General features: G+C 63.8%; 13 protein-coding genes. 8 read left to right on the top strand and 5 right to left on the bottom strand.

Features of this window, described 5'->3' with window-relative positions; all coding sequences use genetic code 11:
- Positions 1–8: 8 nt before the first annotated feature.
- The gene (locus tag H5P29_RS05965) at positions 9–776 is read right to left on the bottom strand and encodes a metallophosphoesterase family protein (protein ID WP_312874174.1); all 768 of its coding nucleotides are present in this window, start codon (positions 774–776) and stop codon (positions 9–11) included.
- Between the two features lie 203 nt (positions 777–979).
- Here H5P29_RS05965 and H5P29_RS05970 point away from each other — a divergent pair, with 203 nt between their 5' ends.
- The gene (locus tag H5P29_RS05970; protein WP_154387023.1) at positions 980–2,062 is read left to right on the top strand and encodes a DNA topoisomerase IB; all 1,083 of its coding nucleotides are present in this window, start codon (positions 980–982) and stop codon (positions 2,060–2,062) included.
- An 11-nt stretch (positions 2,063–2,073) separates the two neighbouring features.
- Here the strand turns inward: H5P29_RS05970 and H5P29_RS05975 are convergent, their stop codons facing one another.
- On the bottom strand, positions 2,074–3,405 hold the full coding sequence (locus H5P29_RS05975; RefSeq protein WP_067956207.1) for a sensor histidine kinase: 1,332 nt from the start codon (positions 3,403–3,405) through the stop codon (positions 2,074–2,076).
- 232 nt (positions 3,406–3,637) lie between these two features.
- Between H5P29_RS05975 and H5P29_RS05980 the strand changes: the two genes are divergently transcribed.
- Positions 3,638–5,620: an acyltransferase family protein gene (locus tag H5P29_RS05980; RefSeq protein WP_154387022.1), complete on the top strand. Its 1,983-nt coding sequence runs from the start codon at positions 3,638–3,640 to the stop codon at positions 5,618–5,620.
- Positions 5,621–5,636: 16 nt separating this feature from the next.
- Here H5P29_RS05980 and H5P29_RS05985 read toward each other — a convergent pair whose 3' ends face one another.
- Positions 5,637–6,902, bottom strand: a complete 1,266-nt coding sequence (locus tag H5P29_RS05985; RefSeq protein WP_067956213.1) for an AGE family epimerase/isomerase — start codon at positions 6,900–6,902, stop codon at positions 5,637–5,639.
- Positions 6,903–7,127: 225 nt separating this feature from the next.
- Here H5P29_RS05985 and H5P29_RS05990 point away from each other — a divergent pair, with 225 nt between their 5' ends.
- Positions 7,128–8,222 carry a fatty acid desaturase gene (locus tag H5P29_RS05990; RefSeq protein ID WP_154387021.1) on the top strand — a complete coding sequence of 365 codons (1,095 nt, stop codon included), beginning with the start codon at positions 7,128–7,130 and terminating at the stop codon, positions 8,220–8,222.
- Positions 8,223–8,305: 83 nt separating this feature from the next.
- Here H5P29_RS05990 and H5P29_RS05995 read toward each other — a convergent pair whose 3' ends face one another.
- Together H5P29_RS05995 and H5P29_RS06000 are read right to left on the bottom strand one after the other, a co-directional pair.
- Entirely contained in the window at positions 8,306–9,235 is a 930-nt protein-coding gene (locus H5P29_RS05995) for a DUF4105 domain-containing protein (RefSeq protein WP_246790444.1), read from the bottom strand.
- 178 nt (positions 9,236–9,413) lie between these two features.
- The gene (locus H5P29_RS06000; protein WP_067956216.1) at positions 9,414–10,304 is read right to left on the bottom strand and encodes a LysR family transcriptional regulator; all 891 of its coding nucleotides are present in this window, start codon (positions 10,302–10,304) and stop codon (positions 9,414–9,416) included.
- Between the two features lie 130 nt (positions 10,305–10,434).
- On the opposite strand from H5P29_RS06000, the gene H5P29_RS06005 reads away from it, so the two are divergent.
- The 5 genes from H5P29_RS06005 to H5P29_RS06025 all read left to right on the top strand — a co-directional run bounded on the left by H5P29_RS06005 (position 10,435) and on the right by H5P29_RS06025 (position 16,163).
- A complete protein-coding gene (locus tag H5P29_RS06005) occupies positions 10,435–11,061 on the top strand; it encodes an RraA family protein (protein WP_154387020.1) in 627 nt (208 codons plus the stop codon).
- A 47-nt stretch (positions 11,062–11,108) separates the two neighbouring features.
- Entirely contained in the window at positions 11,109–12,635 is a 1,527-nt protein-coding gene (locus H5P29_RS06010; RefSeq protein ID WP_246341009.1) for an ABC transporter substrate-binding protein, read from the top strand.
- Between the two features lie 72 nt (positions 12,636–12,707).
- Positions 12,708–13,625, top strand: a complete 918-nt coding sequence (locus H5P29_RS06015) for an ABC transporter permease (protein WP_067956228.1) — start codon at positions 12,708–12,710, stop codon at positions 13,623–13,625.
- Position 13,626: 1 nt separating this feature from the next.
- Positions 13,627–14,526, top strand: a complete 900-nt coding sequence (locus H5P29_RS06020; RefSeq protein WP_154387019.1) for an ABC transporter permease — start codon at positions 13,627–13,629, stop codon at positions 14,524–14,526.
- Between the two features lie 2 nt (positions 14,527–14,528).
- Positions 14,529–16,163 carry an ABC transporter ATP-binding protein gene (locus tag H5P29_RS06025; protein WP_067956232.1) on the top strand — a complete coding sequence of 545 codons (1,635 nt, stop codon included), beginning with the start codon at positions 14,529–14,531 and terminating at the stop codon, positions 16,161–16,163.
- Position 16,164 lies beyond the last annotated feature (1 nt).

The following is a 16,164-nucleotide window of genomic DNA, read 5'->3' on the forward strand; positions in this document are numbered from 1 at the left end:
GTCGCGAGCTAGGAGAAAAACAGCCTGCCGCTCTTGCCTGATATGCGCACCGCCGTCAGCCGACCGGTCTTGAAGGCGCCGGTGTCGATGTCCAGCCGGCGGCCGTCGATGCGCGGATGGTCAACCGGCGTGTGGCCATGCACGACCCAGCGGTCGAGCCGGCGCGACGCCTCGAAGAACTCCTCCCTGATGTAGAGCAGGTCGTCGTCTTCCTGGTCGAGCAGCGGCACGCCGGGCCGGATGCCCGCATGAACGAACACGAAGCGTTCGGAATAGGCCATGATCGGCAGGTCGCGCATGAAGGCGATGTGTTCCGGCGGGATGGTTGCGCGAATATGGTCGTCGAGCCTGTTGCCGCCGCCATAGAGTTCGCCGAGATGCTCGGCGTCGATGCCGTAGGAGAACAGCGTGCTGCGTGCACCCGTGGACAGCCACCGAGCCAGTGACAGCTTGCCGTCGAGATAGTCGAGCGTCTGGGTCTCGTGGTTGCCCATCAGGCAGAGACGCTCGAAGCCTGGTGGCGGCGGGGCTATGAGGTGATCGATCACCTGTGCCGAATCGGGGCCACGGTCGATATAGTCGCCAAGCATGATGATCAGCTTGCGGCCGGGCAGGATGGCCGCGTCGGCAACGACCTTGTCCTCGAGCGTGCGCAGTTCGCGATAGCAGCCATGGACGTCGCCGATCGCATAGACGACCGTTCCGAACAGGTCGATCTCGATGCGCCGACGCCCGGGTGACTGTCTTTGCGAACGGAAATTCAGAAAGCTGACCAGCCTGTCGCCTCGCTAAAATTGTCGGGTTGCGTCCCGACGCCGGGCACGTCAGTGCCTGAGATCACAGTGCGCGGCGGGCGTTTCCGTTTCCTGAACGTAGCCGTTGGCATGCTTGATTTGAACCAGGATGTCGTTGCAAGCAACAGCGTGCCGGAACCCATGAGCTGCATCCAAGTTAGCGTTGATCCCGAGGGATCGCACCGATGCGGAAAGACACCGAGCAGTCCCGGCGCGTGCCGGACGAAAATGCCGAGGCCGCGCATGACGCATCGCTGGCTTATGTCAGCGACGACGAGCCCGGCATATCAAGGAAAAGGGCAGGCAAGCGCCTTCTCTACGAAACGGCCAATGGCGGAAAGGTCGCCAGCAAGGCGGTTCTTGCGCGCATCGATGCGCTTGCCATTCCTCCGGCATGGACTGATGTGTGGATTTGCGCCGAAAGCAACGGTCATATCCAGGCGACGGGACGCGACCAGCGTGGCCGAAAGCAATATCGCTACCATCCCGACTGGTCGGAAAAGCGTGACGAGCTCAAATTCTCGAGCCTGGCCGAATTTGCACGCGCGCTGCCGCTGCTGCGCCGCCGGATCGACAAGGATTTGCGGCTGCGCGGAATGGTGCGCGAGCGGGTCGTCGCAGCGGTGGTATGGCTGCTGGACAATACAATGATCCGGGTGGGTGGCGCCGCCTATGCCAGGGAGAATGGCAGCTTCGGGCTGACGACGCTACGCAACCGCCATGTCGACATCGAAGGTTCGACGCTCAGATTCGCCTTCAAGGGCAAATCGGGAAAAGAATGGCGTTTGCGGCTGGTCGACAGGCGTATGGCAAAGATCGTGCGCAGCATCCAGGAACTGCCCGGCCAGACCCTGTTTCAATATCTCGACGACAATGGTGCGCGGGCGCCGATATGGTCTCAGGACGTCAATGACTACATTCGAGCTGCGGCGGGCGCAGCTTTCAGCTCCAAACATTTCCGCACCTGGGGCGGAACCGTGCGCGCGATGGCGCTGTTTTCCAGAACGCCGGTGCCCGAGCGGGCGGAAGCGAGGGCGCAGGCATGCAACAAAGTCATTGACGACGTTGCCAGGCACCTCGGCAACACGCGGGCCGTCTGCCGAAAAGGTTACATTCATCCGGAAGTGATTTTGGCGTGGTCGGAAGGGCGGTTGTCTGACGAGCTGGCTGCGTCCCGCCCCAAGGCCGGCTCGCAGCTTGACGTCGACGAGCGCATCACTCTTGCCTGGCTTTCGCGGCAAGAGAAGCGAAGCCGACTGCAGAGGTGAAGCTACTGCCGTCAGGGAGCGGGCGTCCGGACCAGGTCAAGCGGTGCGTCGAGCGTCCAGGTGACGCCATCTGGTTGGAAGCTGAGATGGCCTACGCCGTTCAGCGCCAAAGGCGCGACGCGCTCGAGCACGATCCGGCCAAATCCTTTGCGCGAGGCCTTTCCGACGGTCGGTCCGTTGGTTTCCTTCCAGGTCAGGCGAAAGCGATCGGAAGCGGTCCAGCCGATTTCGACGGTGCCAAGATCGGATGACAGCGCGCCATGCTTGGCCGAATTGGTGGCAAGCTCATGAAAGGCCATGCCGAGATTCTGGACCGCCATCGTCGACAGCAGGACCGGCTCGCCCGATATGGTGATGCGGCGCTCGGCGGCAAACGGCCGGATCTGGTTGCTGACCAGATCGGCCAGGTCAGCGCCGCGCCAGTCACCGTCGACAAGCAGATCCTGGGACTGCGACAGCGCCATGATCCTGTTGCGGATCTGGGTGTCGAATTCGGCGATCGTCGTTGCGTGCTTGCCCGTCTCGCGGATCATCGACAGGATGACGGCGAACTGGTTCTTCACCCGGTGGTTGACCTCGCGCATGAGCATGCGGATGCGGCTCTCGCTTTCCTTGCGCTCGGTAATGTCTCTGGCGATCTTCGAGGCGCCGATGACCTTGCCGGCGCCGTTGAGCACCGGCGATACGGTGAGCGAAATGAAGACAAGGCTGCCGTCCTTGCGTTTCCTGATCGTATCGAAGTGGTCGACGCGCTGACCGCTCCGCACCTTGCCGAGGATGACGTCCTCTTCGTCCTGCCTGTCATCTGGGATCAGCATGCGGACGTGCTTGCCGATGGCTTCATCGGCGCTGTAGCCGAAAAGCCTGGTGGCGCCGGCGTTCCAGCTCTGGATGACGCCGCACAGATCCTTGCTGACGATGGCGTCGTCGGAAGATTCGACGATCGAGGCGAGGCGCTGGGTTTGTATCTCGGCCTGCTTCTGGGCCGAGATGTCGACCAGAAGATTGATGGCACCCGTTATCTCGCCGGTTTCGTCGCGTATTGGCGCGGGGAAGGCGAGGAACGGCACCAGAGTGCCATCTGGCCGCTCGGCTATGGCCTCGGCGTTGCGGATCGCCCGACCCTCCTTCAGGGCCCGCGCCATCGGGCAGTCGCCATGTGCCAGCGGTTCGCCCTCCGCCGTCCGAAGCCGCCAGGAGCCGCACCACGAGTCCTTGCCGATTTCGGGCCGGTGACCCCAGAGTGCTGCTGCGGCTTCATTGAAAAAGGTGATCCGCCCGCTGGCATCGGTCGTATAGACCGCAGCCGGCAGCCCGCCGAGCAAAGTCTCGCGATTCGTCATGTGGCCGCCCTGGTTCCGTGGGGCATTAACGACCAATGCCCGCATGAGTTCCGTTCATACAGAAATCGACACTCGAAGGCGCGGAAATGCACGCGTTTCTCCCGGGTAAGGTGTTCGGAAAGGCGGCTTTCATGTTGCATTGCAACATAGTTTGAATTGTGCCCGCGGGCATGGTCGCCCAACCTGCCGTCATGTCCAGCACGCACATCACAGCACACGTTGCAGCAAAGACATGACGGCACCTGTCACCACCTTCCGCCCCGACATCGAGGGCCTGCGTGCCATCGCCGTCAGCGGCGTGATCGCCTTTCACTTCGGCCTGTCCGACCTGCCGGGCGGTTTCATCGGCGTCGATATCTTCTTCGTCATCTCGGGCTATCTGATCACCCGCCACCTGATTCAGGAGATCGGCCGTAGCGGGACCGTCGATCTCTGGCGCTTCTATGGGCGCCGCGCCCGACGGCTGTTGCCGGCATCGCTTCTGGTGATCGCCACCACGCTTGCCGCCGGCTATTTCATCCTCGCGCCGTCCGAGCAGCAGCTTTACGCCAAGGGTGCGCTGTTTGCCTCGAGCTACGTCATCAATCTCTGGCTGCTGCGCTGGTCGTTCGATTATTTCGCCGCCGACACGGCCAGCAACCCGTTTCTGCATTTCTGGTCGTTGTCGGTCGAGGAGCAGTTCTATCTGCTTTGGCCGGCGTTCCTGCTGTTGGTCGCGTGGTTCCGGCCGGGGGCAAGGGGTATCGCGCTCATCCTCGGTGTGGTTGTACTGGTGTCGTTCGGAGTGAGCGCCTTGATGACCTCGGAGTCGCAGCCCTGGGCCTTCTATTTCTCGCCGCTGCGGGCCTGGGAATTCGCTGTGGGCGGGCTCGTTTCGCTTGTTGTGGCGGAGCGCTGGGCATCGGGTTTTCGATTCTCGCCTGTCATGGGCTGGACTGGTATCGCATTGATCGCCGTCGCCTATCTCAGCGTCTCGGAGACCGATCCTTTCCCCGGCTTCATCGCGTTGCTGCCGGTCGCGGGCACGGCGATGCTGCTGCTGTCAGGCGCCCGCAAGAGTGCTGTCGGGCCGGCAAGCCTGCTGTCGCTGCCGCCGTTCCAATGGACCGGCAAGCTGTCCTATTCGCTGTATCTCTGGCACTGGCCCGTCATCGTCTATGCGACGATCCTGTGGCCTGACCTTACGCTTGCCGGCAGGCTTGCCTGCCTGGCGGTGACGGTCGGCCTGTCCTTCCTCAGTTATCGGTATGTCGAGAATCCTGTTCGCTCCAATGGCTGGCTTTCGGCCGGTTCGCTGCGCTCGCTGGGTTTGGCGGCGCTGCTGACCTCGCTCGGCGTGACATTGTCCTTTGGCGCAGCTCAGATTGCTGCGCGAAGTGTCGGCCCGGAGCAGAAGTTGATCGCGGACAGTGCTGCACGTTCGTCGTCGGCGCGCCAGATAGACAGCGCCTGCGTTGCCAGCCTCGAGCAGACCAAGCCGCGCAGCTGCAGTCTGGGTGCATCGAAGCCGCAAAAGACGATCGTGCTGTTCGGCGATTCGCATGCCGACCACTGGTCGACGCCGCTGGCAAAGATTGCCGAGACCAACAACTGGCGGCTGGTGACCTATCTGAAATCGTCCTGCTCGGTGGCGGTGGTGCCGACATGGAACGTGCGATTGATGCGGGCCTATTCCGAATGCGATGCGTGGCGGCAGACGGCAATGAAGGAGATCGCCAGCCTCAAGCCCGATGCGGTGATCGTTTCGCAGTTTTCCTACAGCTACGTCGAAAACGACGTCAATGGCGGGCTGAAGCATCTGGTCAGCCGCGACGTCTGGGCGGGTGGCCTGAGGGCATCGCTTGCGGCGCTTCGCAAAACCGGCGCCGAGGTCGTGCTGCTCAGGGATGTTCCCGTTCACAAGTCATATCTCGACCGTTGTGTCGCCCGTTCGTTGTGGCAGGGCAGGAGCAGTACGGTCTGCGACACGCCGCGACGGGAAGCGATCGACGAACGGGTGTCGAAGACTGAACAAGTGGCGAGCGCCGGGCTTGATGGCGTCCGCTATGTCGACCTGACCGAGCTGTTCTGCAACGACACGACCTGCCCGGCGATGATCGGTGGCAAGCTGACCTTCCGCGACCGCCACCACATCGCCACGCCTTTTGCGGCGACCCTTGCCGGTTCGATGCAGCGCGCGATCTTCGGCAACCAGGTGGCGGCGCGCTGGCCGTGAGGCCGGACCGATCTTGCTAGAGGCGGATGCCCGTCTGCAGCAGGCCACGGGTGATGCTGCCCGAGGTCGGCAACAGTGGGATCAGACAGGCCTGGAGCGCGTGGTAGATGTCGGGCTTGCCGTAGAACGGGCCGGCATTGGGCTTGAGATCGTCGTCGAGCTGGGCGTGCCAGCCGCCATTGGCGCGGTCGATGAAGCGGCTGGCGCAGAAGCTCCAGATACGGCGGTACCAGGCCTCGTAGGCAGCGTCGCCGCCGATGGCGTTGAGTACGGACGCGGCACCGATCGCCTCGCAGCACGGCCACCAGTAGCGATCCCTGATCCGGGCCGAGCCGTCCCATTCGAGCGTGTAATAGAAGCCGCCCTTGGCGGTATCCCAACCGTCTGCCGTCGCCTGGCCGAACAGGTTCCTTGCCGCGTCCGGCAGCCAGGCATGCTTGCGGCCGCCGAGCTCCCACAATTGCAGCAGCAGCCGTGCCCATTCGAGCGAATGGCCAGGCGTCGTGCCATAAGGGCGGAACATCGGGTCGCCGGAGTAATCGCGGTCGAGCTTCCATTCCGCCGTGAAATGCTCGGGCAGGCGCCAACCGGCGGCAGCCGAATGGCGGCGGATGATCAGGTCGGCGATGCGCTCGGCCATGGTGAGATAGATGCTGTCGCCAGTCGCCTCGAAGGCGGCCATCAGCGCCTCTGTGAGGTGCATGTTGGAGTTCTGGCCGCGATAGCTGTCGAGCGGCTGCCAGTCGCGGCTGAACTCTTCCGCCACCGCGCCATGCGCCTCTTCCCAGAATTTTTCAGACAGGATTGTTGAGATGTCGGTCAGCAGGCGGTCGGCGTCGGGGTGGCCGGCGACCTTGGCGCTGGAGGCGGCAAGCAGGACGAAAGCATGGCCATAGGCCTGCTTGGTGTCGTTGGTCGGACCGTCATAACCGACGCCCCAGAAATAGCCGCCATTGGCTGTGTCGCGATGGCCGTTCCAGAGGAAATCCATGCCGTGGTCGACGAGCACGTCGGCGCCGGGGCGTCCCATCAGATGGGCAATCGAGAAACAGTGCACCAGGCGCGTGGTGACGTGGATCTGTCGGCCGGCGAAGCGGCCGGGGACGGCGCCCGGCGCGAGCGGGTGGCCATGATCGTCGAGGTCGTGGAAACCGCCGAGCGGATTGAGGCTCTGGCGTTCGAAGAAAGAGAACAGCGCGTCGGCCTGCTGCAACAACCACAAGCGATGGCTTGGAAGCGTGGTCCATTTGGCCGAGCCGGCGGAAATTTCCAAAGAAGCCATGGATAGGAGTTCCCTGCGGCTGCTGGCCGCGCCTCGATGATTTCCCCGACCTAAGACGTAATGGCCCGCGCACTCAACAGGAAAACGCCATGATTTGCGTCCAGCGGTGCATAGACGCTGGATACGGCTAATATGCCACGGTGGTGCCACTAGCCATGGCGCGTGCCGCGCATTATGGACAAATGGCGCGCTTGACCGAGTTGGCAGCGAGATTTCGGGGACTAAATGACGAAATTGATGTCGTCCAAGGCGGACGACCTGCCCAAAGGGTCTGCCCAGGGTGCGGATCATGCGGCTGAAAAGGCGCTCGTTCGCCGGCTAGCCTCGCATTGCAACCGCTTTCGCGACCCCGACGACCGCCGCGCGGCGTTCGAACTGGCGGTGACGCTGATACCTTTCCTGGTGATGGGTGCAACGCTTATCTGGCTCGCAACCTATGCCGGCCCGCTGCTCGGCGGTTGGCGCTGGCTGCTGATGGTGGCGTTGGCGCCGGTCTGTGCCTCGTTCCTGGTGCGGTTGTTTGCCATCCAGCATGACTGCGGTCACGGCTCGTTCACCAGTTCGCGTATGGCCAACAAGACCATCGGCCGGGCGCTGAGTGTCTTCACCTTCACGCCCTACACGCTATGGCAGAAGGCGCATGCCGTGCACCATGGCGGCTCGGGCAATCTCGACAAACGCGGCATCGGCGACATCGATACGCGCACGGTTGCCGAATATGAGGCGATGACCACCAGCCAGCGGCTGATGTATCGCATCTATCGCAACCCGATCATCCTGATCGTCATCGGCGTGCCGATCTACTTTCTGATCATGCACCGGCTGCCCTACAACGACGCCATTCCGCGCGTCGAGGCATGGCGCAGCGCCGGCGGCCTCAACGTGGCGCTGGTGCTGGTCTATGGCGGCCTCGTGCTCTTGGCCGGCTGGGCGGTGATGCTGGCGGTTCTGCCCGTCGTGGTGATGGGCGCCTGGGCCGGCGGCTGGCTGTTCTACGTCCAGCACCAGTTCGAAGAGACGCGCTGGGATGCGGGCGACGCCTGGGACCTGCATGTCGCGGCCTTTGGCGGCAGCTCGTGGTATGCCTTGCCCGCTGTGGCGCAGTGGATCACCGGCTCGATCGGCCTGCACCACATCCACCATCTGTGCAGCCGCGTGCCGTTCTATCGCCTGCAGGCCTGCTTCGACAGCAATGCCGAGCTTCGCGATGCCAGCCAGACGGTGAAGCTGACTTTCTGGAAGAGCGTCGGCTGCGTCAATCTCGCGCTGTGGTGCGAGGATCGCCGTCGCCTCGTGACCTTCGCCGAAGCCAAGTTCTAGCTGCCTCTTGGCGGTGTGATGGCCGGCAGTGCCAGAGCTTGGCGCCTTCTGGCTGAAAACGACCTCCAATTCCCAGGTTCCGTCTAGAGGGCCGGTTGCGGCACGCCCTCGCGGATCAGCCGCGAGAAATCGCCGGTCAGCCCAACCGCCAGCGCGCGCTGGGCGATATGGGCGCGGCTGCGCAGCTCCTGCACCGACATGCGTGTGTCGAGCGCGCCACGGTCATAGGCATATTCGGGCAGGTAGCCGTTGACGATCAGGCGCCAGTCGAACGGGGTGACGTCGCCGACGGCGCGCATCATCCTGAAGATGACGGTGGTGCAGTTGGTGGTGATCGAATTGTAGAAGCGCGGTGTTGCGGCCAGCGCATTGGCATCGGCGACATAACCGAGCAGCAGCGCCCGGGCGGCGGTCGGTGAGACGTTGAGGCGATAGAGCTGGACGTCCTCGCCGCGAATGTTCGAGCGGACACCAACGACGTCGCGCTCGTCGGCGGCGACGATGACCAGCGGGTTTGCCTTGAACAGATCGGCGATCGGCGAAAACTGACCGCCATTCTGCCTGCGGACCTCGACCGACCAGGCGAGCTGATCGCCGCCTTCGAAGCCGAAGCTCATGATGACATGGGCCATCTCGGGCCCGGCCCAGTAGGACATGAACAGGTCGAGCGTCTTGAGCTTGCTCAGGTCGTAGCTGCGCGTCGTCCAGCGTTCGGTGAAGTCGCTGTTGCTGCGCCAGTCGAAGTCGCGGACATCTGTCAGGGTCAGCATGTCGCCGTCGCGCCGGCCGGTGACCTGCCGGGCCACGTCGGGCGCAAACTCGGCATGGTCCGACGGAACGATGGTGTTCCACCATACCAGCACCGCGGCGAAGCCGATGGCGAACAGTGCCAGCCCATGCAGGCGCCAGGGCGTGAACAGGGCGATGGCGGCTGCGATGCCGAGCAGGACGAACAAGCCTGCGGCCAGTCCCCTGGCGATGTCAGGCGCCGGCAACCGATACCAAAGCGCCATCGCTGCCCAGGCGGTGGTGAGCGCGATGGCGATGACAAGGACGATGGCCGAAACGATCAAGCCCACACTGCGCACTGCCAACTCCGGTCGGGTTCATTTCGATGCTCACGCCGAGATCGCAGATCGGCTGTCCGGCGGCAAGGCGGCATCGGCACGCCAGTGGCGATTTGCGCGGCACCTATTGCAGCCGGAAATCGCAGATTTCGGCGCTCAGGGCCGCGACTTCCTCACAGAACTGCACATGGTAATCGTTCCTGAAGGTGGCGAAGTATTCGAGATTGGGCAGCTCCATCTCGGTGCGCACGACGCACAGCCGGCCATCGGCGACCATGTTCCTGAAGAAGGCGTGCGGCAGGATGGTGACGCCCATGCCATGGGCCGCCAAGTGAGCCAGCGCCACCATGTTGTTGCAGGAAATCGTCCGCTTGAACGGCAAATTCGGGTTGTCGATGACGCTGTGCAGGATCGGCCGCAGGATCGAGCCGGTCGTCTGGATCAGCAATGGATGCTTGGTGAGATCGCTCAACGTCGCGTTGTCCTTGCCGTCCAACAGCTTCGGGCTGCACATCCACACAAGCTCGATGGCGCCAAGCGGCGTGCTGACGAATTGCGGCTCCTGGATGACACGCGGGCAGATGACGAAGTCGAGGCGGCGGTCGACCAGGCGCTCGAGCAGGGAGGCGGTGAGGTCGATCTCGGGTTCGAGCGTGATCATCGGATAGCGGTCGAGAATCCCGGACAACAGTTCGGGCAGCCATGACAGCGCGACGAGATCAGTGACGCCAAGGCGAAAGCGGAATGACGGAACCGACGATTTCTTTGCCAGTGAGTTCAGGCGATCGTTCAGGCGCAGAATCTGCTCGGCGATTGCGCGGATCTCTTCGCCCTTGGTCGTCAGGACCGGCTTGCGCCCGGTCCGATGGAACAGCGGCGTTGAAAACCTGGCCTCCAGTTCGCCGATGCGCTTGGAGATCGTCGACTGGACCATGTTCAGATAGTCGGCAGCAGCCTCGAAACTGCCCAGCGTGCTGACCCAGTAAAGCGCCTCCATCTGCTTGATCGTGAACATGAATTCCTCCTGATATGAAGAATAGTGATGCCTTCTGATGCATTAATATCGCTTTTCTTCAGGAGGTGACACTCCTATCCCTTTGACGACTGGAGGCCGCTGGTCCGCGGTCGCCAAGGGAGGAGCTATCATGACCGTCACCGAATTGCCGTCCGCAGCACCCGTTGCGGACGATCTGCTGAGACAATACGCCAATGTCGCGACGTCGATCGTCAGCGACAATCTGGATCGTCTTCCGGGCGCGGTCGGCCTCTTGCCTTTTCATGCCGGCGGACAGCTGGTCGGCACGGCGCTGACGGTGCGGACGCGTCGTGGCGACAATCTCGCCATCCATGCGGCGCTGCGCATTGCGCGTCCCGGCGACGTCATCGTCGTCGACGGCGGCGGCGACACCAGCCAGGCGCTGATCGGCGAGATCATCCTGGCCCATGCCGAATCCCTTGGTGTTGCCGGCTTCGTCATCGACGGAGCTATCCGTGACGTCGCAGCCATCAAGGCCAGCAAGCTGCCTTGTTTTGCCCGCGGCGTCACCCATCGCGGCCCCTACAAGAATGGCCCCGGCGCCATCAACGTCGACGTCGCCATCGGCGGCCTCGTCGTTCATCCGGGCGACCTGGTCGTCGGCGACGAGGACGGCGTCGTCGCCCTGTCGCCGAAGGTGGCGGCCGACATCCTGCCCGGCATCCGTGCCCAGGAGGAGAAGGAACGACTGAAGCTGGAGGGCTTCAGGACGGGTGCGCGCCTGCGCGCCGTCTAGCAGCGACGGACTTCACGAAATCAACTAGAACTCGGGAGGAGTTTGAAATGAACGCATTCAGGAAAACCGCACTGGGGCTTTCGACGGCGCTGTTTCTGTCGCCGATGCCAGCGGCCATGGCCCAGTCGGGCGATGCCGTGACTATCGTCTTGCCGGGCGGGCCGGACCGGCTCGATCCATGCGAGACTCCGCGCTCGGTCATCGGCCGCATCATCAAGCAGAATGTCGTCGAGACGCTGGTCGAGCTGGACTATGCCAAGCAGACGACAATTCCGCGCCTCGCCGAAAGCTGGGAGCAGACCTCGCCGACGACCTGGCGCTTCAACCTGCGCAAGGGCGTCAAGTTCCACGACGGCACGCCGTTCGATGCGGCCTCGGTGGTCTATTCGCTCGAGCGCACGCTCGATCCCAAGCTGACCTGCATCACCCGCACCAAATATTTCGGCGGCGTCGACATCACTGCCAGGGCGATCGACGAGAACACCGTCGAGTTCATGACCAAGACGCCGATGCCGATCCTGCCGACGCTGCTGGCGCAACTGGCGATCGCATCGGCGAAGACGCCGAAGGGCGAATACACGACCGAGCCGATCGGCACCGGCCCCTATGACTTCGTCAGCTGGACCCAGGGCGAGAACGTCAAGATCAAGCGTTTCGACGGCTATTGGGGCGAGAAGCCGAAGATCGAAGACGCCACCTATGTCTGGCGCAGCGAATCCTCCGTCGCGGCCGCGATGGTGGAAACCGGCGAGGCCGACCTGGCCTTCTCGATCGCGCCGCAGGATGCGACCAATCCGGAGACGGACAAGGTCTACCCGAACTCCGACAGTGCGATGTTCCGTCTCTCCGCCGACATTCCGCCGCTCAACGACATTCGCGTGCGCAAGGCCTTAAACCTGGCGATCGACCGCAAGGCATTCCTCGGCAGCGTCATCAGCGACAAGGCGGAACTCGCCACCCAGCAGGTCGGCCCGAGCGTGCTCGGCCACAACCCGAACCTCGTGCCGTGGCCCTATGACCCCGAACAGGCCAAGGCGCTGCTCGCCGAGGCAAAGGCCGCGGGCGTGCCCGTCGACACCGAGATCCGCATGATCGGCCGCCCCGGCATGTTCGCCAACTCGAACGAGTTCGTCGAGGCGGCCGCCGAGATGCTGCGGGCCGTAGGCTTCAAGATCAAGCTCGACAATCTCGAGATGACACAGTGGCTGGAGGCGGCCAACAAGCCGTTCGCCGCCGGTCGCCAGGCCAACGCGCTGCTGACAATGCATGACAACAACAGCGGAGACGCCCAGTTCACCGCGTTCTTCAAGTATCACAGCGACGGCCGCCAGAGCGAAATCCACGACGCCAAGGTGGACAAGCTGATCACTGACGCCGGCATGGCCTCGGGCGAGGAACGCGCCAAGCTCTACCAGGAGACCTTCCGCTACATCTACGAGGACCTTGTCGCCGACGCGCCGCTGTTCCACATGGTCAACTACATGCGGGTCGGCAAGCGCATCGACTTCACGCCGACAATTGCCAACGCGGTCGAGCTGCAGCTTGCCAAGCTGGTCGTCAAGTCACCGTCGTAACACTGGAACGGCGCCGGCCGATCGCCGGCGCCGCCCTCCCGTGTCAACCATGTCCGGCGGAGGAGGCGGAGAATGGGCAATTTCATCTTCAAGCGATCGTTGCAGAGCGTGCTGTCGCTGGCGCTGCTGATCATCCTCGTCTTCTTTCTGGCCAGGTTCACCGGCTCGCCTGCAGACCTCTATCTGCCGCTCGACGCCACCGAGGAGATGCGCGACCAGTTCAACCAGCGCTTCGGATTCGACGATCCGGTCTATGTCCAGTTCTTCCGTTTCCTGGGCGGCCTGCTGCAGTTCGATCTCGGCGAGTCGATCCAGTATTCGAAGCCGGCCGTCGAGGTCGTGCTGCAGGCCTTCCCGACGACCCTGATGCTGGCGGCGATCACCATGCCGATCGTCATCGCGGTCGCCATCGTTACCGGCTCGCTCGCCGCCTTCCGTCCGGGCGGGCTGTTTGACCGCATCGCCAGCCTGATCTCGCTGATCGGCGCCAGCACGCCGAATTTCTGGGTGGCGATCGTCGGCGTGATCGTCTTCGCCGTCTGGCTGCGCGTACTGCCGACATCGGGCACCGGAACGCCCTGGCACTGGGTCCTACCGGTCGCAGTGCTTTGCCTCAGGCCAACAGGTGTCTTGGTGCAGGTCGTGCGCTCGTCGATGATCACGGCGCTGTCTTCGGCCTATGTGAAGACGGCGCGAGCCAAGGGCGTGCGCGCCAGGGCCATCGTCTTCGTTCACGCGCTGCGCAACGCGCTGCTACCTGTCATCACGGTCGCCAGCGACCAGGCCGCCGGCATCGTCAATGGGGCAGTCATCGTCGAAACGGTGTTTGGTTTTCCCGGCATCGGCAAGCTGATGATCGATTCCGTGCTGCTGCGCGACTTTGCCGTCATCCAGGCCGCAGTGCTGGTCACGGCACTTGCCGTCTTCATCATCAACATCGTTGTGGACATCACCTATGCGCTCGTCGATCCACGCATCCGGCACAGCTGAGATGGCCAGGCCCGCACAGGCAACGCCGTCGGCACTCCGCGACATCGTCTCGAGCCTGTTGCGCGACAAGGTCGCCCTGGTCTCGGCCGCCTTCCTGGCCATCGTCCTGGTTTGCGTTGCACTGGGGCCGACGCTGCTCGCCGACCAGGCCCGCGCCATGAACCTGATGCAGCGCAACGCAGCACCGTTCTCGTTCGATCGGCCATGGCTCTACATCCTCGGCGCCGACGCGCTCGGACGCTCGGTTCTCGCCCGCATCATCGTGGCGAGCCAGAATACCATCCTGATCGCCGGAACGGCGGTGCTGACTTCGCTGGTGGTCGGCGGTGCGCTCGGCCTCGTCGCCGGTTTCAAGGAGGGCGCCGTCAGCGCGATCCTGTTGCGCCTGGCGGACGCTATCATGAGCTTTCCGTCGCTTCTGCTCGCCGTTATCGTGCTGTTCGTGTTCGAGCCCGGCGTCGCCAACGTCATCCTGGTGCTCGCCATCTCGCGCGTGCCGATCTTCCTGCGCACGGTCCGTGCCGAAGTGCTCGAGCTGAAGGAACGGCTGTTCGTCACCTCGGCACGCGCCATGGGCGCCTCGACCTGGCGCATCCTGTTTCGCCATGTCGCGCCGATGGTGCTGCCGACCGTCATCAATCTCGCGGCGCTGGAAATGGCCTTCGTCATGCTCGTCGAATCCGGCCTGAGCTTCGTCGGCATCGGCATCCAGCCGCCCGAGATCACCTGGGGCCTGATGGTCTCGGACGGGCGCAACTACATCGGCTCGGCCTGGTGGGTGGCGTTCTGGCCCGGCCTCGTGATCATGCTCGTCACCATGTCGCTCAATCTGTTCTCGAACTGGCTCCGCGTCGTGACCGATCCGGTTGAACGCTGGCGCCTGCAAACCTCGGCGGAATGACAATGCCCGACACGAGACTTCTCAAGGTGCAGAACCTCAGCATCCAGTTCCCGACGCGCAAGGGCATCGTGCATGCCGTCAACGACGTCAGCTGGACTGTCGACAGGGGCGAAACGCTGGCCATCCTCGGTGAGAGCGGTTCCGGCAAGAGTGTCAGCGCCTCTGCGGTGATGAACCTCGTCGACACGCCGCCGGCGGTGATCTCGTCCGGGCAGATCCTGTTCCGTGGCCAGGACCTGCTGAAGGCCTCTGCCGAGGACCGGCGCCTGGTCAACGGCAAGAGCATCTCGATGATCTTCCAGGACCCGCTCGCCGCGCTCAACCCGGTCTACCCGATCGGCTGGCAGATCGCCGAGACGATGCGCGTGCACGGCATCGACGCCGACACGGCGCGGCGACGCGCCATCGACCTGCTCGGCCGCGTCGGCATATCGGATCCGGAGCGGCGCGCGCGCGACTATCCGCACCAGTTCTCGGGCGGTCAGCGCCAACGCATCATGATCGCCTCGGCGATCGCGCTGCAGCCCGACCTTCTAATCGCCGACGAGCCGACAAGCGCGCTCGACGTCACCGTGCAGGCGCAGGTGCTGGACCTGATGAAGGAGCTGCAGCGTGACAGCGGCATGGGCATGGTGATCATCACCCATGATCTCGGCGTCGTCGAAAAGGTCGCCGACAAGGTCGTGGTCATGCAGGGCGGGCGCATCGTCGAAGCAGGACCTGTGGCCAAGGTACTATCGCAGCCGAGCCATCCCTATACCCAGCGCCTGCTCGACGCGGTACCGGGGCGCCATGGCTTCAGCGTCAACGAGGCAGCCGAGGCGGGACCGACGCCGCTGCTCGAGGTGCGCAATGTCTCCAAGGTCTATTTCGGCCGCCCCAAGCTGTTTTCCAGCGCGCCGCAGCCGCAGGTCAAGGCGGTCGACGACGCGAGCTTCAAGCTGTCGCGCGGTGCGACGCTTGGCATCGTCGGCGAATCCGGCTCCGGCAAGTCGACGCTGGCGCGCATGCTGCTCGGGCTCGACACACCCACGGCGGGATCGATCGACTTCGACGGCAAGGATCTGCTCAAGCTGTCGGCCGCCGAGACCTTCAAGGTCCGGCGGCGCGTGCAATTCGTGTTCCAGGACCCGACCGCTTCGCTCAATCCGCGCATGACCATTCAGCAGATCGTGTCGGAACCGTGGGCGATCCATGCGGGCGTGCTGCCGAGGCAGCAATGGCGTGAGCGTGTCGCCGAACTGCTCGAGAAGGTCGGGTTGCTGCCGGACCATGCCGAGCGCTACCCGCACCAGTTCTCCGGCGGCCAACGGCAGCGCATCGCCATCGCCCGCTCACTGGCGCTGCAGCCGGAGTTGATCGTCTGCGACGAGGCGGTGTCGGCGCTCGACGTCTCGATCCAGGCGCAGATCATCGACCTGCTCAAGGAACTGCGCCGCGACATGGGGCTGTCCTACATCTTCATTGCCCACGATCTCGCGCTGGTCCGCGACTTCGCCACCTCGGTCATCGTCATGTACCAGGGCAAGATCGTCGAGCAGGGCCCGACCGAGCAGGTCTACGGCAAGCCGCAGCACGATTACACCAGGCGACTTTTGGCGGCGAGCGAAGTGCAGCCGGGCGCGCTGGCGGCCTGAG

It is taken from the genome of Aminobacter sp. MDW-2, assembly GCF_014250155.1.
Taxonomy (GTDB): Bacteria; Pseudomonadota; Alphaproteobacteria; order Rhizobiales; family Rhizobiaceae; genus Aminobacter; species Aminobacter ciceronei.

What these genes read in the sequence shown, in the direction of transcription:
- H5P29_RS05970 (WP_154387023.1), top strand. Translation starts at nt 980, where the DNA reads ATGCGGAAAGACACCGAGCAGTCCCGGCGCGTGCCGGACGAAAATGCC.
- H5P29_RS05975 (WP_067956207.1), bottom strand. Translation starts at nt 3,405, where the DNA reads ATGACGAATCGCGAGACTTTGCTCGGCGGGCTGCCGGCTGCGGTCTAT.
- H5P29_RS05980 (WP_154387022.1), top strand. Translation starts at nt 3,638, where the DNA reads ATGACGGCACCTGTCACCACCTTCCGCCCCGACATCGAGGGCCTGCGT.
- H5P29_RS05985 (WP_067956213.1), bottom strand. Translation starts at nt 6,902, where the DNA reads ATGGCTTCTTTGGAAATTTCCGCCGGCTCGGCCAAATGGACCACGCTT.
- H5P29_RS05990 (WP_154387021.1), top strand. Translation starts at nt 7,128, where the DNA reads ATGACGAAATTGATGTCGTCCAAGGCGGACGACCTGCCCAAAGGGTCT.
- H5P29_RS05995 (WP_246790444.1), bottom strand. Translation starts at nt 9,235, where the DNA reads ATGGCGCTTTGGTATCGGTTGCCGGCGCCTGACATCGCCAGGGGACTG.
- H5P29_RS06000 (WP_067956216.1), bottom strand. Translation starts at nt 10,304, where the DNA reads ATGTTCACGATCAAGCAGATGGAGGCGCTTTACTGGGTCAGCACGCTG.
- H5P29_RS06005 (WP_154387020.1), top strand. Translation starts at nt 10,435, where the DNA reads ATGACCGTCACCGAATTGCCGTCCGCAGCACCCGTTGCGGACGATCTG.
- H5P29_RS06010 (WP_246341009.1), top strand. Translation starts at nt 11,109, where the DNA reads ATGAACGCATTCAGGAAAACCGCACTGGGGCTTTCGACGGCGCTGTTT.
- H5P29_RS06015 (WP_067956228.1), top strand. Translation starts at nt 12,708, where the DNA reads ATGGGCAATTTCATCTTCAAGCGATCGTTGCAGAGCGTGCTGTCGCTG.
- H5P29_RS06020 (WP_154387019.1), top strand. Translation starts at nt 13,627, where the DNA reads ATGGCCAGGCCCGCACAGGCAACGCCGTCGGCACTCCGCGACATCGTC.
- H5P29_RS06025 (WP_067956232.1), top strand. Translation starts at nt 14,529, where the DNA reads ATGCCCGACACGAGACTTCTCAAGGTGCAGAACCTCAGCATCCAGTTC.